The organism is Chryseobacterium pyrolae, assembly GCF_025153485.1.
In the GTDB taxonomy this organism is placed as follows: Bacteria; Bacteroidota; Bacteroidia; order Flavobacteriales; family Weeksellaceae; genus Chryseobacterium; species Chryseobacterium antibioticum.
This window is the reverse complement of record NZ_JANZQH010000006.1, coordinates 129,237-150,280: the sequence shown is the minus strand read 5'-3', so window position 1 is coordinate 150,280 and position 21,044 is coordinate 129,237. Positions and strand designations below refer to the sequence as shown.

The 21,044-nt window shown below is 34.6% G+C and carries 19 protein-coding genes and 1 pseudogene; 13 read left to right on the top strand and 7 right to left on the bottom strand.

What is annotated here, in order from left to right; translation table 11 throughout:
- Positions 1 to 133 precede the first annotated feature (133 nt).
- The 7 genes and pseudogenes from NZD88_RS13745 to NZD88_RS13715 all read left to right on the top strand — a co-directional run bounded on the left by NZD88_RS13745 (position 134) and on the right by NZD88_RS13715 (position 9,064).
- On the top strand, positions 134 to 712 hold the full coding sequence (locus tag NZD88_RS13745) for a DUF4840 domain-containing protein (protein WP_259829910.1): 579 nt from the start codon (positions 134 to 136) through the stop codon (positions 710 to 712).
- A 95-nt stretch (positions 713 to 807) separates the two neighbouring features.
- Positions 808 to 1,374: an RNA polymerase sigma factor gene (locus NZD88_RS13740; RefSeq protein WP_259829909.1), complete on the top strand. Its 567-nt coding sequence runs from the start codon at positions 808 to 810 to the stop codon at positions 1,372 to 1,374.
- A complete protein-coding gene (locus tag NZD88_RS13735; RefSeq protein WP_259829908.1) occupies positions 1,367 to 2,755 on the top strand; it encodes a PorT family protein in 1,389 nt (462 codons plus the stop codon). The genes NZD88_RS13740 and NZD88_RS13735 overlap by 8 nt, the downstream gene beginning before the upstream one ends.
- 42 nt (positions 2,756 to 2,797) lie before the next feature.
- Positions 2,798 to 3,757, top strand: a complete 960-nt coding sequence (locus tag NZD88_RS13730; protein WP_259829906.1) for a T9SS type A sorting domain-containing protein — start codon at positions 2,798 to 2,800, stop codon at positions 3,755 to 3,757.
- A 200-nt stretch (positions 3,758 to 3,957) separates the two neighbouring features.
- A complete protein-coding gene (locus NZD88_RS13725; RefSeq protein ID WP_259829904.1) occupies positions 3,958 to 5,940 on the top strand; it encodes a right-handed parallel beta-helix repeat-containing protein in 1,983 nt (660 codons plus the stop codon).
- 236 nt (positions 5,941 to 6,176) lie between these two features.
- Positions 6,177 to 7,022 (top strand): annotated as a pseudogene (locus NZD88_RS13720) (YifB family Mg chelatase-like AAA ATPase); the annotation flags it as partial.
- Positions 7,023 to 7,069: 47 nt separating this feature from the next.
- Positions 7,070 to 9,064 carry a recombinase family protein gene (locus NZD88_RS13715; protein ID WP_259829902.1) on the top strand — a complete coding sequence of 665 codons (1,995 nt, stop codon included), beginning with the start codon at positions 7,070 to 7,072 and terminating at the stop codon, positions 9,062 to 9,064.
- Positions 9,065 to 9,204: 140 nt separating this feature from the next.
- Here the strand turns inward: NZD88_RS13715 and NZD88_RS13710 are convergent, their stop codons facing one another.
- Entirely contained in the window at positions 9,205 to 9,453 is a 249-nt protein-coding gene (locus NZD88_RS13710) for a helix-turn-helix domain-containing protein (RefSeq protein ID WP_259829900.1), read from the bottom strand.
- Positions 9,454 to 9,588: 135 nt separating this feature from the next.
- Here NZD88_RS13710 and NZD88_RS13705 point away from each other — a divergent pair, with 135 nt between their 5' ends.
- From NZD88_RS13705 to NZD88_RS13685, 5 genes are read left to right on the top strand one after another with little or no spacing between them, the layout of a single operon-like run.
- Positions 9,589 to 11,040 (top strand): hypothetical protein, encoded by a 1,452-nt coding sequence (locus NZD88_RS13705; RefSeq protein ID WP_259829898.1) that lies wholly within the window; start codon positions 9,589 to 9,591, stop codon positions 11,038 to 11,040.
- On the top strand, positions 11,040 to 12,149 hold the full coding sequence (locus NZD88_RS13700; RefSeq protein WP_259829896.1) for a hypothetical protein: 1,110 nt from the start codon (positions 11,040 to 11,042) through the stop codon (positions 12,147 to 12,149). Before NZD88_RS13705 ends, NZD88_RS13700 begins: the two co-directional genes overlap by 1 nt.
- 9 nt (positions 12,150 to 12,158) lie before the next feature.
- A complete protein-coding gene (locus NZD88_RS13695; RefSeq protein ID WP_259829895.1) occupies positions 12,159 to 13,313 on the top strand; it encodes an RHS repeat-associated core domain-containing protein in 1,155 nt (384 codons plus the stop codon).
- 27 nt (positions 13,314 to 13,340) lie between these two features.
- Positions 13,341 to 13,799, top strand: coding sequence for a hypothetical protein (locus tag NZD88_RS13690; RefSeq protein WP_259829894.1), 459 nt, complete (start codon positions 13,341 to 13,343; stop codon positions 13,797 to 13,799).
- A 44-nt stretch (positions 13,800 to 13,843) separates the two neighbouring features.
- On the top strand, positions 13,844 to 14,536 hold the full coding sequence (locus NZD88_RS13685) for a hypothetical protein (protein WP_259829893.1): 693 nt from the start codon (positions 13,844 to 13,846) through the stop codon (positions 14,534 to 14,536).
- 175 nt (positions 14,537 to 14,711) lie between these two features.
- Here NZD88_RS13685 and NZD88_RS13680 read toward each other — a convergent pair whose 3' ends face one another.
- The 6 genes from NZD88_RS13680 to NZD88_RS13655 form a co-directional block, all read right to left on the bottom strand.
- Positions 14,712 to 15,539 (bottom strand): hypothetical protein, encoded by an 828-nt coding sequence (locus NZD88_RS13680; protein ID WP_259829892.1) that lies wholly within the window; start codon positions 15,537 to 15,539, stop codon positions 14,712 to 14,714.
- Positions 15,526 to 16,092 (bottom strand): hypothetical protein, encoded by a 567-nt coding sequence (locus NZD88_RS13675; protein ID WP_259829891.1) that lies wholly within the window; start codon positions 16,090 to 16,092, stop codon positions 15,526 to 15,528. Before NZD88_RS13675 ends, NZD88_RS13680 begins: the two co-directional genes overlap by 14 nt.
- 21 nt (positions 16,093 to 16,113) lie before the next feature.
- Positions 16,114 to 16,524, bottom strand: a complete 411-nt coding sequence (locus NZD88_RS13670; RefSeq protein ID WP_259829889.1) for a hypothetical protein — start codon at positions 16,522 to 16,524, stop codon at positions 16,114 to 16,116.
- A 368-nt stretch (positions 16,525 to 16,892) separates the two neighbouring features.
- Complete coding sequence (locus NZD88_RS13665; RefSeq protein WP_259829887.1) at positions 16,893 to 18,779, bottom strand: hypothetical protein; 1,887 nt, start codon at positions 18,777 to 18,779, stop codon at positions 16,893 to 16,895.
- Positions 18,772 to 19,374 (bottom strand): recombinase family protein, encoded by a 603-nt coding sequence (locus NZD88_RS13660; RefSeq protein ID WP_259829885.1) that lies wholly within the window; start codon positions 19,372 to 19,374, stop codon positions 18,772 to 18,774. The genes NZD88_RS13665 and NZD88_RS13660 overlap by 8 nt, the downstream gene beginning before the upstream one ends.
- Before the next feature lie 44 nt (positions 19,375 to 19,418).
- Entirely contained in the window at positions 19,419 to 19,961 is a 543-nt protein-coding gene (locus NZD88_RS13655) for an antirestriction protein ArdA (RefSeq protein ID WP_259829883.1), read from the bottom strand.
- 675 nt (positions 19,962 to 20,636) lie between these two features.
- Between NZD88_RS13655 and NZD88_RS13650 the strand changes: the two genes are divergently transcribed.
- The gene (locus NZD88_RS13650) at positions 20,637 to 20,996 is read left to right on the top strand and encodes a hypothetical protein (protein ID WP_259829882.1); all 360 of its coding nucleotides are present in this window, start codon (positions 20,637 to 20,639) and stop codon (positions 20,994 to 20,996) included.
- Positions 20,997 to 21,044: the final 48 nt, after the last annotated feature.

The following is a 21,044-nucleotide window of genomic DNA, read 5'->3' as shown; positions in this document are numbered from 1 at the left end:
TTATTCACATGAAATCAATCAGTTATATAAAAATTATTCTTTTTTTTCAGAATTCCACGCAAGATTTTCTAAAAGACGGATTTTATAGATGAGTACTCAATACAACTAATGTTTAATGTAAAAAAATAATGAAATGAAGAATTCAATAGTACTTAAGGTGATTACCACCGTTTTAATTTTATCAATCATCTTCTCCCTGTTCTCATGCATGAATGAGGACAGGATAGAAGTACCACCGGTAAAACTGGAAGATGTGAACGGAAATTACAAAGGAAGGCTGATCACGATGCAGGGGGAGTTTAGGGCTGAGAAAATTGTAGACTTTAAAATAAAAAAAGATACCCTTGCATTTCCGGAGTTTCCTATCAAAGAAATTGTAATGGCGGTGGTGAAAGATCCTGTAAAAACACAGAATGCTTTGACAGCAATGGGAAAAGTGAAATATAATCTCAAATATACATCAGTATTAAATGCAGATAAAAATTGGGTAGAACTCACTTTTGTCCCAAAAGAACTGGAGCTTCAGATTCCGGTAGACGGAGTAAATAAAAAAATAGTCGTAACGCTTGTAGCAAAACAGAAAGGATACTTTGCCGGATTAGACCATACGCTGAGATTTGCGCTGGCAGCTGAAAAGATTACAGTAGACGGTACGGCTCTAAGTCCTTTCGAAATTATTTATTATAATTTCCCCTACTGTATAAAGAATTAATTGATAGATAATAGAATAATAGATTGTGTTTTGCCCGGATGCAGTCTATTTTTGCTTTAAAATTTTAACCGGTCACATTAAACCGGATCTCATTCATGGAAGAAAACAAAGAGCAGATTTTGATAAGACGCCTTCTCACGAAGGAAGAAGCTGCCTGGAAAGAGCTATTCGGAACCTATTCCGGAAATCTTGCCGGGGTCTGCGCTCGTTATATTCCGGGAAAAGATGACGTTCACGATGTTCTTCAGAACAGCTTTATCAAAATGTTCCGGTCCATAGAAACATTTGAATACCGGGGCAGTGGCTCCTTGAAAGCTTGGTTGATCAGGATCACAGTCAATGAAGCTTTAAAACATATAAAACAGCATTCCGGGATGGCAACAGATATGGATTTGGCCGAATTTCCTGATATCCCCAATGATGAAGAACCTGATCTTGAGGAAATTCCACAGGCTGCTATTATGAAACTCATACAGTCGCTTCCTGATGGGTACCGGACAGTTTTTAACCTGTTTGTATTTGAGAAAAAAAGCCACAAAGAGATTGCCGGGCTTTTAGGAATAGCAGAGAACTCTTCCGCCTCTCAGTTTCACAGGGCAAAAGGATTGCTGGTTCAGAAAATTAAAGAATTTAAAATGTCAAAAAAAGCACAATATGAATAATCAGTGGCTCAATGACCTGCACAGGAAAATGGAAGACCACGAAGAGGATATTCCGGATGGGCTGTGGGAGGATATTAAAGATGAACTTTTTTCTGAAGAAGAAGAAAAGGGAATTGCCGGAGCAATGATGTTTGGAGATGATGATAAAAAAGATATAAACCACCCTGTCAACGGTAGAAGGTCCATATTATACCGTGTGGGAGGAATTGCTGCAGCTCTTGCTATCCTGTTCTTTACCGGAAAGATACTGCTGGATATGAATGGAGAGAAAATAGGTTCACAGATCGCAAAAAAATCTGAAAATGCAAGTGGTAATGAGAAAGAAAGAACAACCACCGGACCTGTAAGCATTGATACAAGGGATAAGATCAACACCGATGCCAATGAAAAATACAGCGGTTCAGGAAATAGAGTCACCGATAAAATAAGCATTGATAAAGTTTTACAAAATAGGATTAATAAAGAAATCAATCGGAACAACCTTTCATTGGAATCAATAGGAAAACAAGAAATTTTAGCTCCTTTAACGGCAGGAAATCTGCCTGACCACAGTTCTTCTTCTGGTAATGAAAATCCAGTGTTAAAAGAGAAGACAGAAGTTGAAGAAATTTTTAATCAAACCGAAAACGAGCTCCATGAAAAGCTGGCTGATACCAACAAGCCTAAAATTCCTGGCCGTCAGCAAAAAAAATGGATGCTGAGCATGCTTACAGGAAATGTTTCCTCAAATTCTTCGGAACAGAAGTTTCCGGGTTATGCTTCAATGAGTGGAAGTCCGATGGCTTTTAGTGACGTATGGATATCCGGTACAGAAAGCGATCCCCTTACAAACTTATTGTTAGCCAATCAGAGCAAAGAAGTTGAAGCCAGAATCAGACATAAAATTCCTGTCACCCTTGGATTATCAATGTATTATAATCTCGGAAAAAGATGGGGAATTGGCACAGGCGTCAACTATACAAAACTTACATCAGAATTGCACTCAGGAAGCAATTCAAACTATATAAAAGGTGAACAAAGTGTCCATTATATTGGAATTCCAGTACAGGTAAATTATAACGTTATTCAGAAAGGGCGTTTTACAGGATATGTAACCGGTGGAGTCGTAGTAGAAAAAGCAGTCGCAGGAAAGCTGAAGACAAAATATATTGTCAATGATGAGGTCCAGGAAACCCAGGAAGAACGGATTGATGTCAAACCTGTGCAGTTTTCCGTCAACTCGGCCGTTGGGCTGCAGGTGAAAATTATCGATAAGATCGGAATTTATGCAGAACCGGGAATAGGATACCACTTCAAGAATGACAGCCAGATCAATACTATTTATAAAGAAAAACCTTTAAACTTTAATATGAAGTTTGGGATCAGGGTGTTGCTGGATTGACAGCCCTAAAAAAGACTAAACCAAACCATTAAATATTTAAATATGAAAACCAAACTGATTTTTTTGGCTTTATTATTCATGACTATTCTGAATATAAAAGCACAGTGTAATCCAACCATTACAAGCCCCAGGCTTGGTGTAAAATTTCCCGACAAGGTTGTGTTCTGTAATACCGAGACAGAGACCCTTTCCACCCAGGCATTCGGAAGTTACCAATGGTACAAACAGGAATGGACCTGGCAGACCCCGAATACCAATCCATGGACTGCAATTCCCGGGGCAACCTCACAAACGCTGACCATCAACGGAAATGATGACCAGCTTTATTACTTCAAAGTTCAGGTCATAGATGGTGACTGTACGGCAGAAAGTCCCGCTATTATGGCCGATGGGTTTGCTTATGCACTTCCTGCGATGATGAGCACTTTTACCCCCGGAACTTATCAGGATTTGGGAGAAGGAGAATATAACATCTGTTCAGGAGCATCTGTAAAATTTGATGATGTATTTCCGGATCTTTATGGCAACCATACCTGGTATAAATGTATTCCCGGCAGTCTGCCTCCTTCAGTGGATCCATGTGAAATTAGCGGGGCAACAGGAGACACTTATATCGCTACAGGTTCGGGGGTGTATGGATTTTATGCCTGCACCGAATACTGTCCAGATCAATGTGAATTTTTAGGAGATGGAAGTTTTGTTAAACTGAATTTCGGAAACTTTGAATTCTGTAGTCTGGCAACAGGCGAAACAAAACGTAAGGAAACCAGTCTGAAAATATATCCCAATCCTACCTCACAATTTCTTTACATCGGGAAAGAATCTGATAAAACCTACAAAGAGATTTCCATCATCGATATGTCCGGAAAAGGGGTTTTGCAAAAAAGCAACCACCGCTTTAATGAGCCTATTGATGTTAGCAGACTGACTATAGGCAATTATATCATCCTGTCTAAAGATTCTGAAGGAAATACCTATAAGAATAAATTCATAAAAAAGTAAATAGATACATCCTTAGTTAGTTTTTTTTAATCCTGATAAGCCGGTATAGAGACAGTCTGTACCGGTTTGTCTTTTTGTATGTAAAAAAATATGAAGAATCAGTTTAATATACGACACGTTTTGTCGTCCTCCCGGTATACTTTTGAAAGAATAACGGACAAGTACAAATCAGTTAAAATCATCAATCTAAAAAAGAAAATATGCCAGCAATTAAAAATTCTATGAATGAACTTCGTAATTTAAGTAGTGCGGAGATTTCATCATTAATAAACTCGGTAGCAGCGGGAAAACCTGAATATGTAGAGCTTTTAGGGTATCATCCGGGAATTCCTTATGACCAGCCAGTCATCTATTATTTATCAGAGACAACAGATCAGGATGATGGATTTAGTATTATAACCCTCATCAATAATAGTCAGTATAAACTGGAATTGAGCTTTGGGGATACAGTAGACCTTACCCGTTGTGGGATTAAAGGTGATGGTTTGGGTGACGAAACGGCTGCCATAAATAAAGCTTTGGTAAGACTTTACCAAATGAAGGTAAAGACCGTTACAATTGCTGGGATCAATAAAATAGATGTAGATAGTGGAAATAAAATTCAACTTCAGAGTAATACAAATTATTTCCTGAACGGAACAGTTGAAGCAATGCCTGGAAAGACAAATGGGTATGAATTGGTATCTTTTGCGCAGACGGTAAACACAAAACTGACCGGGGGTAAAATTAAAGGAAACAAATATAGCTTTAAGGCTCCTGATGGAAGCTATTATAAAATGTGGCGTGCTTACCAACCCTATCAGGTGGGAGAATATGTATACGTAAATAATTGCCCCCTGAAAGTAATTAATGCAGGAATAAGCGGTGGGGAAAAACCAGGGGTGTCATTTTATATAAAATGTGAAGCTGTAACTCCTAAGCCGGTACCATATAACTGTAATCCTAGTTATAATGAGAATACTCAGATGACTGTAGTTGACGGCTCGGTCACCTATGAGGTCGTTCATAATACGGATCTTGGTGAATGGGGATTTGGAATATTTGCATCAAATACAAATGATTTTCATATCGAAAATGTTGAAATATCAGAATGCTGGGGGGACGGAATTTATGTCCGGAATTCCTATAATGGAACTATAGAAAATGTGATATGTGATGATAACCGCAGACAAGGGATGTCAATTATCCATTGTGATGGAATCAATATATTAAACAGCCAGTTTAATAAGACGAGCGGCACAATTCCAGAGGCAGGGATAGATATTGAGCCAAATGAAGACCAGAGTGTTAGAAATGTAAATATAGTAAACTGTACCTGCGATCAAAACGAAGGTTACGGGGTTTTGATAACAACTCCTGGTTCTAAATCTTCAGTGAGGGATGTAAATATATTAAATTTAACAACAAGGAATAATATAGGAGACGGTTTTGCCTGTAAAACAGAAGGAGACTCTTACTCTCATACGATCTTTAATATCAATGTACATAATTTAATGTCGTCAGGAAATCATGCTTCACAGATCTTTATAGAAGGGACAAATGGTGTTAAAATAAGAAACGGAAGAGTAGAAAACGCATTTGATTATCCCCTTGTCGATTTATATAAAGTGCACAATGTTAAAATCAGTGATTTGGAAATGGTCGGTAACGGAAATGGGATCAGAATTAGAAAAACTGCGGATAACATAAAGATAGAGGGGAATTATATCGAAACCATTAAAACATGTATTGTAGATGATCATACGGAGAATAAAAAAGTAAATGTTACTATTAAAGCAAATGCCTTGAAATCAGTACAGCAGACCGGTATGGATTTACTAGGACACTCTTCGCTTAACATCGAACAAAATACGATTTCAAGAACGGGAACGGACGGGATAAAAATAGGAAATATTAATAGAGCAACCATTATCAATAATAAAACGAGTAACATAGGACTGGCAAACAACACCTATGAATATGGGCATATTGTCATATATGGAGAAGCCAGCGAAATTATTTGTGAGAACAATATTTTGGAGAATTATCCAGACCTTGTGACACTGCCGGTTGGAATTATAGCACAATCGCCACAAATGAATTACTGTACATTCAGAACACTTCATTCCTATTATAATAATAGTAATTTCGGACCGGATCAAATTTTATCAAATCCTACCGTAATTATACAAGATATTAGATAAATATAGGTTGTCAACACCTATAAAAAACATTAAAGACGACCTTTGTTATAAACTTAGGATGAATTTGATAACTTTTTAATAGATAGGTGTACCTCATAACCGGCACAGAGATAATCTGTGCCGGTTTATTTTTATTAATATTTTTTTTAAAATCTATTCAGAATAAGAACCTTGTTAATTTGGAAGCCAATTTTTTGAAATAATATATTATTTATTTTTACAAAAACACACAGATCATGTTAGTTAAAATTTATGGAAGTGCCATCCACGGGGTTGCGGCACAGACCATTACCATTGAGGTAAATGTAGACACGGGTGGAGTAGGCTATCACCTGGTTGGGCTTCCCGATAATGCCATCAAAGAAAGCAGTTACAGGATATCCGCTGCATTGAAGAATGTAGGGTACAAAATTCCGGGTAAGAAAATCACCATTAATATGGCCCCCGCAGATCTTCGGAAGGAAGGGGCGGCTTATGACCTCAGTATTGCTATAGGTATTCTCGCTGCTTCAGATCAAATCCTTGCCGAAAATATTCATGACTATGTTATTATGGGGGAGCTTTCTCTTGATGGAAGTTTACAGCCCATAAAAGGAGTGTTGCCTATAGCGATCCAGGCGAGGGAAGAAGGTTTTAAAGGAATTATACTCCCTATGCAAAATACCCGAGAAGCAGCCATTGTAGATAGTCTGGAAGTCTATGGTATAGAAAATATTAAAGAAGTCATTGATTTTTTTAACGAAGGAAAACCCATCGAAAGAGTTCTACTGGATACAAGAAAAGAATTTCAGGAAAAAATGAATGATTTTCCATTTGATTTTTCTGAAGTTAAAGGCCAGGAAACAGCCAAAAGAGCAATGGAAATAGCTGCTGCAGGCGGACACAATATTATCCTGATTGGTCCTCCCGGAAGTGGTAAAACAATGCTCGCCAAAAGAATTCCCGGTATTTTACCTCCTTTAACCTTAAAAGAGGCTCTGGAAACCACAAAGATCCATTCTGTAGCCGGTAAAATGGGAGCAGAAACTTCCCTCATGACCGTTCGCCCATTTAGATCGCCTCACCATACCATTTCAGACGTTATTGTATAGAATGTGGTGTATTTGTATCTTTGCATAAAAATCATTGTATGTTAGCCATTTATGCAAGAGTATCACAAGATAAGGATGATGAGAAAAACTCCATTGAGACTCAGATTGCCTTGGGTAGAGCCTATGCTCAAACAATAGGGTTGGAATATGAAATTTATGAGGATAATGGAATTTCGGGTACACTGGAAATAGAAAAGAGACCTGCTCTGTATGAATTAGTTCAAGATGTTGCTTCCAAAAAAATAACCCACGTGTTTGCCTATGACCAGTCGAGACTCGAAAGAAATAATGCTGTATGGTCAACTTTATACTTCCTCTTTCAGAAGGATGACATCAATCTATTTTTCCAAAATTCGGGAGAATTTGATTTTTCATCAGATACCAATTTCCTTACCTCAAATATGTTATCCATTTTCAATTCTTTTTATGTTAAACTGACAAAAAAGAAGGTTGTGACAGCATTGCAACGTAATGTTGAGGCTGGAAAAGTTCATGCTAGCCCTCCATTTGGTTACACTAAGGACTCTAATAAATTTTTGATTATCAATGAAAAAGAATCGGAAATAGTGGTAAGGATTTACCAAATGTCTTTAGAAGGTAAGGGAACAGATAAAATTGCTGAAATACCAAACTTGGAAGAAGTGCCAACAGCTTACAGTAAATTAGCAAAAGGAGGAGTTTATAAGGTCAGAGACAAGTATAATCCCAATCTGATAACTGAAAAGAAAAAGAGTGATGCTAAATGGAGAGGCAGAACCATACAGGGAATCATTAAAAATACAATTTATAAGGGTCAGAGATTTTGGAGAGGAAATTACTATCCTGCACCAGCAATCTTTGATGAGGTATACTGGCAAAAAGTTAATGAAAACTTACAAAAGAATAGAAACAATACTGGAAAAAAAGTTGAGCATAAATACTTGTTAAAAGGCATTATTAAATGTAATTGTGGTAGAAATATGTATGGAAGGAGTAGAGTTAGTAAAAGAGACCATACTTACATCTGTTCATCTCGAAGATACAAAGGAGAAAACTGTGGAAATAGGGCTATAAACATTGATAAGATTGAAAAGATTATCTGGGAACACTTTTTTATTAGAAAAGAACTATTAGAGCTTTTAAATAGCTCATCGGGAAGCCAAAATGAGATTTTAGAAAACCTTAAACAAGAAGAGTCTTTGCTGGATAAGAAAATTGAAGATAATCAGAAAAGCAGAAGTAATCTTGTTCGAGCAATATCCAATGGAGTTATTAATGATGAAGATGCAAGGGATGAAATTAGTAAGATTAAAGAAAACTTAACTAAGTACAATTTAGATAAGGCATTAATTGCTTCAAGAGTAACAGATGTTCAAAACTTTGAGAGTTTACTTGTTGATACAAGAACAGATTTTGAAAACTTTTCAAAAGATGTTGATTTTGATACAAGAAGAAGCTTAATTCATAAGTACGTTGAAAGGATAATTGTTGTTTATGATGATGGAAGAGAGTATAAGAACGGGTTTAAATACCCTCCATATACCTATCATATCCAGATTGAATTTAAAAATGGAATTGTTAAAGAAAATTATATCTATAATGTTAAGAATGATATTATAGTGTCACTTAGAGACAGAACATTTAAATTGTTGACTGAGAATGGTATTGTGGAAACAATGGATTCAGATATGATTGATAAGTCAATTATACCATTAAGTAACGGTAAGTTTTTACTTAAACCTTTTTTGGGAAAGGATAATTGTACATACATTTTAGATAACACAATTATTCCTCACGGAGATTTAAGAACGTGGAATGTAAAAAAAGTTGTTGATTTCTATACTTTAAACAAGACTTGGTTATGTAAAGAATCTGGTATTAACATTTTGACCGAAAATAAAACTCATGAAAGCTATCCATGGTTTGTTAGAAATTATAAGAACTATCAAGATAAACCACTGATTGAGTGGGTTACATTTTTATTTGAAGCTCTTAAATACAATGACTTATTGGTTGTTTCTAAAGCAAAGACAAAATCTAAGGTCAAAGAATAGTGTATTTCTATTGTTGTTTTCACGTTCTGGATAAACCAAAATTCTAATAATGACTTAATTTATTAAGTAACACGACAAGTTTTGTCGTTACCCTATCCTACATTTGGATAAAATTAATTGATATGAAAAAAAGAATTTAATTAAAGGTTTTGATTTATTGGAATATCAAAGAAATCTTTAAGCTCGATTTTTAGAGCTGTACAAAGTACAATGGCAGTCTTAAAGGTGATGTTGGTTCTGCCATTTTCGATTCTGGAAATAGCAGTTTTCTCCAAATCACATAGAGAAGCTAAATCAGTCAAAGAATATCCTTTGGATTCTCTGATGCTTTTAAGCCTCTCTCCCAGATTCTTTTGATAGGATGTAAATTTGTTAGGGTCTATTGACATTGATGTCAATATTATCTTTTATATTTGCTCAGTGGGTAAACATTAATGTTTACGGTGGTGGGAAACCGTTTTTACTTTTGTAGAAATTTTTGTAAAATTGCAACCACCAAAACACACGAATTATTAATATCTATGATGAAAAAATTACAAGTTTTGAGCTTGTTGTCTTTAAGTTTATATGGAGTTGGGCAGATTCCTAATTTCCCCACTTCCCAAGCTCCCAATCCGAATAGTCTGGGTAACTTTTCCAATCCAAACTATGGAAGCCCAGCAAGGTCAAATGTTCCCTCCGTTCCTCATGGTGGTTTATATAATCAAAGAAGTTCACAGATAGACCAGCAGAACCAGAGAATGGTTCAGGAGGATTTTAAGAGAGTAGCCCAGGAGCAGGAAACCAGAAGTAAACAGGAAGAAAACAACAGGTTACAAGCCACAGAAGATTCTTATTATAATTTACCCTCTTTATCAGGTAAGGCAGGGACTCAGTCTTATTATGATGCTTACACTCAATTAGCCTCACTTAATACTGACAACTACACAGTAAGTCAAGCCAATTTCATTGTGGAAAATGCTTACTACGGAGGCAAACAAAATTTTAATCAATTTAAATCTGGAATTCAGAAAACAGCAAAGCAACTTTTGCAGAAAATGAAAGAAAGAAAAGGGGGCATAGAAAGTAACACAGATAAAAATCTAATGATATTTGAATACTTCTCTAAAGACATGAAGCTGGGAGGAGTTCAACATAAAGCCTATAAATATGATTTTGATGATTATATGGGGCAGAAAGACCATTCCAAAATGTTTGTCTCCAAACTTTTGAAAACAGGCTCAGGGCAATGCCATTCAATGCCATTGTTGTATCTGATGCTGGCAGAGGAAATGAACACAGAAGCATCTCTAGCCTATGCCCCTAATCATACTTACATCAAGTTTTTAGATGAAGAGGGAGAATGGCAGAATGCAGAGCTTACGAATGGCATTTTTACTGCCAATTCATTAATTCTGGAATCGGGCTATATAAAATCAGAAGCTTTACAGAATGATATTTACATGAAAAGTCTGAGTAAAAAAGAATTGTTAGCACAGTTCTATGCAGATTTAGCCAATGGTTATGCCCACAAGTATGGTATGGATGAGTTTGTAGGAAAAACTTTGGATAAAGCACTTGAATACTCACCCAATAACATTTATGCCAATCAACTTAAATCCATGTATCAACAGGCAAGATTGACTTATGTAACCAATCAATTAGGAATTAAAGACCTTGAAAACCCAGAGGAACTCCAAAACATTAGATTTTATCCTAAAGCACTGGCTTTACTACAGGAAACAAAAGCCCAATTTAACAATATTGATAACTTAGGATTTGTGATGATGCCAGAGGGAGCTTACGAGCAGTGGCTGGGTAATATGAAAGGTGAAGCCAATAGGCAGAAAAGTGATGCTCTTGCCGAAAGAATGAGACAGATTAATGCTGAAAAGCAAAAGCAGAAACAGCAGGAAGCCCAGAAACAAAAGAAAAAAGAATCTGAACAGTCTAAGGAGAAAGCCCAGTATTTCCCAATAGACCCAAAACATTTATAATGGAAAGACATTTACCATATAGAAACTTATTCCTATCCATGCTATTTGTGTGGTTCAGTGTTGGAACAGCTAAGGCACAAAACAATCAATTTTATAACGAAGCTTACCAGACTATTGATAACATGCTGAATGATAAACAGCAATACAGCTTCAAAGAGGCTGTATTTAGTGTGGAAAATGCTTATTATCAGGGTAAGTTAGATACAGACAAATTAAATCGAGAAATAGCCTTTTTAAAGGGTTTTGCCAATGCTATTGTTCAGAGCAGAGATTTAACCTATAAACAATCAGACAGAGAAAAAATAAGCAAGTATGCAGCAGTGTATTCCATCATGTGTCAGACCCTGCCTATTGCTATTAAAGATACAGTAATCCAGTATAAGCCTTTCAACTATGATTTTGAGGATGTGTTTGGTCATAAAGACATTACCAATTTATTTGTATCTAAACTTCTGGCTACCAAAAAAGGAAATTGTAATTCTATGCCTTACCTGTATAAGATACTGGCAGAAGAATTGGGAGTTGAGGCTAATCTGGCATTAGCACCCAACCACGTTTACATAAAACATCAAATCAAGTCTGATGGTTGGTACAACACAGAGCTTACAAGTGGTATATTTCCACAGGATTCATGGTTAATGGCTTCTGGATACATTCATCTTGATGCTGTCAAAAATGGGGTGTTTATGAAAGCTTTGAACAACAAGGAAAGCCTTGCTTTATGTTTGTTTGATTTAGCACAGGCATACAACAGAAATTTTCCTGACAATGATGGTGAATTTACATTAAAAGCTATAAGCAGAGCATTGGAAGTTTATCCAAACTTTGCTAAAGCCTTAATTCTGAAAGCTGAAACACACAAAGCACAGTTTGAAAAATTGATGGATAAACAGAATTTGAGTTCCACTAATCCTGAAAACATAAAAAAGGCTCAACAAGACCCAAAAGCCAAAGAACTCATGGAGTTAATGACTAAGGAATACACTCACATCTATGAGATAGGTTACAGACAAATGCCAGAGGAGATGTATCTGGATTGGTTAGTTTCCTTAAAAACAGAAAGAGAAAAATACGAGAATAAAAAATTATTAAATAACTTTACGAAATAACAAATGACCATGAAAAGAATTGTATTGACTGGCTTTGTACTTATAGCAGGATTTACACAGGCACAAGTAAAAAGTAAGCCCCAGACTAAACCAAAGGCAGAGAAACCATACATCAACCCAGTAAAACTTACTAAAGAGGAAAGAAACAGACCTTACATGGATGAGGTTTTGAAATCCAGAGATAATTTAACTCCTGAAGAAGCTGAAAGAAGAAGAAAGAACATTGAGGCAGGAAACCCATTTAAGAAATATGGTTACTATCCCAAAGTAGCTACACTCAGCAAAGGAAAGTATTTAGAGTTCCATGACAAGGATTCTATTGTAAGTATTGGCTCTGTAAGATTTAACAGAAAGACCAAAGAGATTGTTGAATTCAGGGAGATAGATTTGAGTGACCCAGATGCACAACCCTATTTGGATACAGCAGGAAGGTGGTTTTCTCCTGACCCTTTAAGTGAGGAGTATTCGAGCTGGTCTCCTTACAACATGGTTATGAATAACCCAATAAAAAATATTGACCCAGATGGAAGAGGTGTTCTTGACAATTTCCAGTTACTTCAAAATGGACAGGTTAAGCTTCTAGAAAGAACTCAAGACCAAACTGACACTTTGTTTGCTTCTGACAAGAATGGGAATGTTGATAAAAGCAAGAGTGTGACAGTGGAGAAAGGTATTGTAGGTCAGTTACGATATTATAGAGATGGAAATACATCAGATAGCTATCCAGCTTACCATCAAGCTATAAAAGAAAGTACGGAATCTACCCAAAATGATATGTCTAAATTATTTGATTTCTCAGCCAAAAATTCTACAGTTGAATTTTCATTGACTGACTTTAAAATAAACGATAAAAAATTTATCTCTCTACAAACGTACAACTCGGACGAAAGGTCACCAGGCATGAATCAAATTGGTGTTGCAGAAGGAAGTGAAATAAAACTGAAACATAATCATCCGAGCAAAGATACTTATGATAGCAGTTTTACAGAGATAAACTCTATGGGCTTTAAAGAACAAAATGGAAGAACAAAAATTTCTGGGGATTATTATAACGTAAGGGGAAATGGTACTGGCAAACCAATCAATTACAAGTATCAGACTTATTTTCCTAAATCAGGAAATCTATATAATGTTACCCCTACAGGAATTAAGCTCACTAGGTAAATTAACAATAATTTAAGATTCAGAATAATGAAAATTACAATAATTTTAGCTTTTGTCCTTTTCTTGTTTACTTCATGTGAAGAGAAAAAAAACAACACGGATTTAAATGATAATTTATATAACGTTCTTATAGATTACCAGAAAAAGAATCCTTTTAAAGAAGCTCCTGAAAATTCAATTTATGTTTATGAAGTTTATTTTTATCAGGATAGCACTCTATCTGTTTCACTTAGCCCGATTGGAGTTAATCTTGAAGAGAAGAATATCTATGGAATCTATAAAGATGAAACTTTAAAAGCCACTTACATTATAGATAAGGGCAGAATTGGTAAAAATTTTGTAAAGAAGTACTTTCAAAAAGATTTAGATAAGTACGTTCAAAAAGATTTTGTAATAAATGATGCCATGTATCCAGAATACATCTATAAAATCAACGGACAAAAACTTATATTGTCCGATTCTGTAAGAGGAAATATGATGAAGTAAATAACTTAAATACTTAACCACTACCATTTTAATAGGCAATCTCTATGGATGAAAATCAGAAGCTTGACCTGAAATCTTTTATGGATTATCTAAAAGAAAATCTGGCAACTATCTCTTTGTATATGTCTTCTATTGGAGTTATATATACTTTGTCCTATTATTTTCTCTGGAATATTAACATAATTAATTACTTAAATTTAAGTGAGGTTATCCTCCTGAGTGTGCAGTATTTGATGGGACTTTCATTGACTTGCTTGTTTTTGCTGGTCATTCATATTTTTTTGTCCAAAGTCTATGTTTTTGATAAAGAACCAGAAGGTAGAACTCTTAGTATGTTGTTACTAGCAGGAATTGTAAGTTTTATTTTTGTGTCTTGTGTTGAAGAGTTTCGGATAGATGTCTTAGCTACTTGGATAATTGGTCTTGCAGTCATTTATGCTTATGTTAAAAAAGGAAATATTAGATTTCAAAAGTTAATCAGATATTTGGCTGTCATCATGTTATTTTTAACCATAGGTAAAGCCATTCAGGACTTCTATAAAATCAAGTATAGTGGTGAACTTAACCGTGAAAGACTAATTTTCACAATTAATAATAATGAGTACAAAGAAGATAAGAATTTATTACTTGTTGGCATGACAGAAAACTACCTTTTTATGTATGATAAAGCCAAGAAGAAAAAGCTTGTATTTAGAAGAGATGAGATAAAATTTTCAGAGTTAGAAAGCATAAAATAAACCCATTTTTCTCAATCTGCCATTTGTTTTTTATAAACATTTGATTATCAATATTTTAATATATAAAATATGGCACATAAGTGTTTACACTATGTATAGCAACGAAAATTCCCTCTGAAATTTAGAGGGAATTACTTGCTCTAAAACCTCGTATAAGGTCTATGCTTGTTGAGATTTATAAAGAATTTTTATCTGTAATGACAGCTTTGTAATGTGGGTATATCTTTGTAAATCTCAACAACTCCTCAAAGTATCTATCATATCTCCTCTCCAAAGGAATCATTTTTACAAAGTCTTTCATTTCAAAATTACCCAACTCATCAAAATGTTTTTCAACGGCATCTCCCAAAGATTCACCCACAAGTTCTTTGAGATGAGGATTGATGAAATAATTGAAGCTGAACCTGCCTAACGTATCACATTTTAAAGCTATCTTTGCAAAAGGAGTTACGAATTCCTCAACTCTGGAAAAGTTATTCCAATTTTCACATTCAGTAAAATTACACTCAATTCGGGTTCTTAAATCAAGAGCTTCTAAATAGTCCTGAATTTCAATTAAAAAACCTCTTGTGGTGTCATAGTATTCCTTCGTGATTTTATTCGATTTTTGAGCCCCTAAAGTGGCAAATCTGGCTAGTTTAATATTGTGATACTGCTCTTCATAAAAATTTGCAAACATTACTGGATTCAAATCTGGAATATTTACTTTCATTTCCAGAAACTCAGAAACTATAAGTTTTTCAATATACTCACCGTTTGCAAAACCACATTCTCTAAGTGCTGTTCGGTTTTCCTGAATTTCAGCAAGGGTTGGATAAACCTTTTTATTGGTCACGTTTCCCTTTTTATCAACTCCGTTCCAAGCCAAATAATCTAACATCACCTTTTGAAAAGGTGAAGGACTGTAATAATGATACGATGAAACGGGTAAAATGTCCCTTTCGTGTTCATCTATTGGAAGCAACCAACCGTGAAGTTTATCATAAAATCTATTCCCTGTCATGGCTGTTGTTTGTGTTTTTCTGGCTATTGGTAACTAATGCACCGATAATTCCAGCACCAACAATTAAGATAACCACAATCAAAACTGTATTATCATTGCCTTTCTTTGATGTATCTAAATCTTTTCTGATGTATGACCCATCTTTTTGCTGGTTGTAATACCGGTCTACCTCAATTCTTTCACCCTTAAAAGAAGGTCTACTATCATCTGGAGAGCTAAATGGGTCAACTTCACTATTTTGATTGTTGGGCTGTACTTTATCAGATTGGTTGTAGGTTCTGTTTTCAGGAGGTGTTGCAGGGTGGTAAACATCTTCAAACTTTGCTACTTCAAGGTTTTCAACCATTTCCTGAGACTTTTCTAACTTTTGCCCAATTTTACTCGGTTTATTGTTTTTCAAAATCTCATCAACAGCTCTTACACTCTCACTTTGAGTCTCTTTCATTCCAATTACAGGGTCTATTCCAGAGGGAGAAGCATTGTAATAATCTTGTTGTGTTTGGGCTTTGGTGAGGACTACAAACAAAACTAAGGGAAGTAATATTTTTTTCATATTATTTAATCTTAAAATTATTTATTCCTTATCCAAAAACACCTCAAGAGGTGTGTTGTTTATCCATTGAATACGAGTTGGACTGATTCGTTTGAACTTGTACATTCCCCCAGAGTTTCCAGCAATGATTGTAAACTGATAATAAAGGTCTGAAATATCTTCATTTACCTTTGCTATTTGTCCAGTAGGGGCTGTTTGTTGCAATACACTCTTCCAGCTTGTATAAGGACTAACTAAAATAAAGTCATCATTAGTAAATTTAAAGTAAGCAGAATTGCTCCCTGAGATTTTCCAACTGCCTTGAATCCATGCAGGAGGGTGGAAATATTGGGTGGCAACTGGATTTGTTTGTTCTGGTGCTGTGTTGTCATCGTTTCCAGAACAGCTAACGAAAGAAACAGCCATTATGACTGCAAGAAATAAATGTTTCATATCAAATAGTTTTAATTGATTTTAAAATTAATTTTTAATAATCCTAAACAACTACGGGTTACCGTAAAGGCACAAAAAAAGCAAGTGGGTTCTCACATGCTCTAGTCTTGTTGGCTCGGCAAAGCCATATCACATAAAACAGGATAGCCACTTGCCATATGACATGACAAGTGTGCTAAACTATTTGCATTTTGTGATAAGGTTGAATTTTGCCGATTCACAAGACAAAAGCAAAAGTTTACACTTTTATTTTTTCGTTAAAGTAGGTAGCAAAGATATTAATTCAAACTGAATCCTTCAATTCTATTTCTTGTAAAATAACTTTTTGTTTCAGAATGATAAACACCTTTACTGTTCAGTAACATAAATTATTCCAACTTAATTTGGGGGCAATTCCCGAACCTTGAAATAAATGCATCTTTCAGTTTTGTTTCTGAGACTTTAATGTTTTGTTCTTGTATAGCAATACAGTCATGTATGGTGAAGGTTGGAATTTGTTTCTTTATCAAGTTCCTTGCAACTGTATCAACGATGAGTTCAGCCTCTAAATCAAATAATTCGTGAGTAATAACTTTGTGATTCCCTTTTTTCCTCTCCCGTATTAAATCATACAGGATTGGGAATTCTGATTTAAAAACTTCCTGCTCTTCTATGTAATGATTGTTTTGTGCATACAGCATAGAAATGAAAAGTTTTTTTGCTAACTCTCTATCTTGTTCATACAGGTACTTGTAATCATCATTAATCAGGTTTTGATAGTATATACCCCATTCTATTAAAGTAAATTTGGCTTTAAAAAGTTCTATAAAATGGTCATAAATAACTCCCTCAGTGGAGAGTGTGTTGAACTTGAAAATCTCTTTATTCATGAGGGTTTCAGTGATTTTGGTCGAGATATAGTTAGAGTACTCCACTGATACATGATTAAACCTACCTGAAACGTTTGAACCTTTATAGATTTCAGTATAAAGTGTAGCCAAATGGGAATTATCATACACCCCCTTAATTTGACTGTAACCATTGGGATAGGTATCCGTTTGTGTTTCTTGTTCACTTTTCGGTTTCCAAGACCCTTGAGTTGGTTTATTAATACTTTGATTCCAATTTCCCCTTGGTAAGTTGTGAAGAAAGGGGGAATAAAACTTTTTATAAGAATGCTGGAAGTGGCTACCACTATCCTGAAACAAATTTTTAGGTTTATCTAATAAAAAGTTTTTGTTAATACCTTGCTGAGTCAACCTCCCGTTTGTTACCCCTGACATTGATTTAGGTAAAAGTAAAGTTCCATACTTTTCTGAGAGGTACTGTTCTAACCAGTGGTTAGAAAGATACTCTCTAGATGTGTACCGAGTAGTGTTTAATTGATATTTAGCTTTGAATGCTGGGCAATTTTGAAGCCTTTTAACTCTTTGTGAATCTAAAGAGGCTGTTTCCTTTAAATACTGTGATAACAAATAGGGAAACATATTTTTTACATCCAACTGCTGTAACTTTTTTCCTTCGTAATAAAGTAAGTTACGGGTAACTTTATTTAAAGAAGTTAAAGGAGAATAAAATCTGCCAGATGGTTTTCTTGTTGATTGCTTTGTTTTTCGGGAAAATGAATATTCACCATTAAGAAACTTTACCAATTGCTTTAAACCACCATGATAAGCTGAATACTTATGCCATTCAACTGTATAGTTTGATTCAAATGGAAAAACAACGTTTTCCAAATATTTGTAAAATAACTTTTCCTCTGCAAGATTAAAATCTATGGAAAACTTAGTTCTATCAAAGAGTTTATACAAGATTTTCTCATACTTTTCTACATAAGAGCCACTAAATTTTGTTTTATAAAATATAGGTTTTGAGTTCGTTAACTTAAACAACTGTAGCCTTCTGAATGCATGAGAATTATTAAATCCATAACCGAAAGTTTGCCCCTTAACCTCTTTGCTATATGGACTTCGTGTTGATAGAATGTTAGAGTCAAATAAAAAATCAATATAATCTCTATATTTGTTTCCACAGCATTCTTTTAGTTTATCACTATGAATATTTGCCTTTTTTGATGTCTTGTACCTTTCCTCTTTATAATTGTAAGATGATAATTTTGTGATGATTAAACTTATGAGTGACAGAAGTTTATTAAAATCAATCTCGGGATTTGTAGATGTTATTGAATTAGAAAGCTCTTCAATATCAATAGTTGCAGGAATCAAAACCATCAAATCATTATTAGATAGTGCTTCGGGTACTGTATTTTTAGTCATTAGTTTTATTTAAAATCTGTTTTACCTTTTGAACGGTTCCTAAACTAACATTGCATAGCTTGGCAGTATCTCTCATAGAGTGTCCTTTCTTTAGATACTTTACAACCTCTTTATACTTATCTAAAACCTGTTCATTACTCTCAACAGTGCCTTTAATCCTCCCTTTATAAACACCTTTTGCAATGGCAATATTTATTCCCTCTCGTTGCCTTTCCAGCAGGGTTTCTCGTTCCATTTCAGCTATGTTAGCCATCACTGAAATAATCAATTTAAATGCTGAATTAGGTTTATCATTAACTAAACTTTTCAATCCAAGATTATCAACTTCCAAAGTAATTTTTTTCTCATTTAGAAGCTCTAAAGTAGCTAAAATGTCAAATAAATTTCTACCTAATCTATCTATTGAATGGACATTTACATAATTTATTAAACCAGTTTCGATGTCTTCAAGCATCTTTTTTCCCTCTGGTCTTTTGTTGAAGGGTATAGCCCCACTAATGATGTCAATGTAAAGCTTTTCATTGGGGTGGCTCTTCTGTAATTGTCTTTCTGTGTTTTGGTTTCCAGTAGAGACTCTTATATATCTTGCTTTCATTTGATTATGGTATAAAGCACCCTGAATGACAGGGTGCAAGGTTGTTAATTTCTAAAATAATATCCGTTTGAGGCTGAGTAGTCATACATGAAATTATGTGCTGTTCTTTCCCAGTCTATGAAGATGTAAGAAGGAAGATTTTCGGGGATACTACCATCCTGTTCTAACATATCCTGTACAAAGTCTTCATCTGAATTAAATTCACCAGAATAAGAATCTAAAACTCTTTCTAAAAGCTCTTCTGTGTCTTTACAATAGTTCCCAATGCAATCTACATAAGCTTCAATGATTTCAAATTCTAAGCTTGAATCGTTGATTTTCTCTGCAATCTCGTAAATGTCCTTTGAAATGTGACATTCACTTATTAACCCCTGGTTGATAAAGAATTTTGGGGCTTCATAATCCTGAAACATAAATTCGGGGTCTTCTTCATCGTTATGAAGTTCTCTCATAGCCTCGTAAAGTTCGTTGTAATCTAAATAATCTGAAAGGTTGAGCCACTCTCCAAAGATGCTCCCATTGTTGTACTTTGCATAAGTGCCACAGTAAAGTGAGCAGTTGTCAAGACAATTTTGTAAATTTGCCATAGTCGATAATTTTAAGTAAGAGTTAAAATTTATTGATTTGCCTTGTTGTGTACCACCACACCAAGGCTTTTTTTTATTAATTCAAATGTACAACATTTTTCTAAATGTACCAAATTTAGAATGAGTGTTTTTAGTACATCTTTAAACTTTTATATCATCTTTTTAACAAATCTTTTTTGTATCAGGTTTAGACTTTAGTCTAAATTTACTATACATGTGAAAAATTTCTTAAAGAGTCCATAATTTTTATAATACTTCTAAACTTGAAAATGACCATTGTTATTACATGGGGGGTATGACAAAAAAGACTTTAAAGGGGAGGGGATGTTTTGTGTATGGTGAAGACTGTGATATACATACAGTTTATAATAGATTGTTTTATTTAAAGTAACCGTAGGAGCAACATTAGGGAATAGTAATAGAGGGTGAATAATAAACAAATACAGGTGAAGAGTCATGTTGAACAAGCACTATAAAAAAACACACAACAACAGCAACAACAACACAAGCAACAATAGGAGCATTAAAACGAATGAATGAATCATTTTAAAAAGGAGTTAGAGTTACGGGAAAACGTAAAAGCAAAATAAATTTTAAAAAAATCCAAACGAACGTGTTAAAAGCTTGCACAATTAAAAATAGAGTTATACTTTTGTAGACAATAAAGAGATTGTTATGGAACTTAAAATATTAAAACCTAAAGAATCTGCTTTGGTTTCTAAAATAACAGTACACAAGACTGGGAAATTAGGATTCTCTAAGGGAGCCATGGAGCAGTTAGAATTGGAAACTAATAAATTTTGTAAGTTCGGGATGAATGAAGAAAGAGACTTGTTTATAATTGTCTCAAAAGAGAAGGATGATGAAACTTATAATGTTGCTAAGGCAGGAGACTACTATTATGTATCTGCAAAAGCACTATTGGAAGATGATTTAAATATTGATTATAGGTCAAAGGATACTACAATTTTTGATTTATTTAAAACAGAGGATAAAAAGATTATGAAAATGATAAAGAGAGTAATAACTAAATAAAATTACATATAAAAAAAAGAAGTCCAAACTTTCTCAGGGTGGGACTTC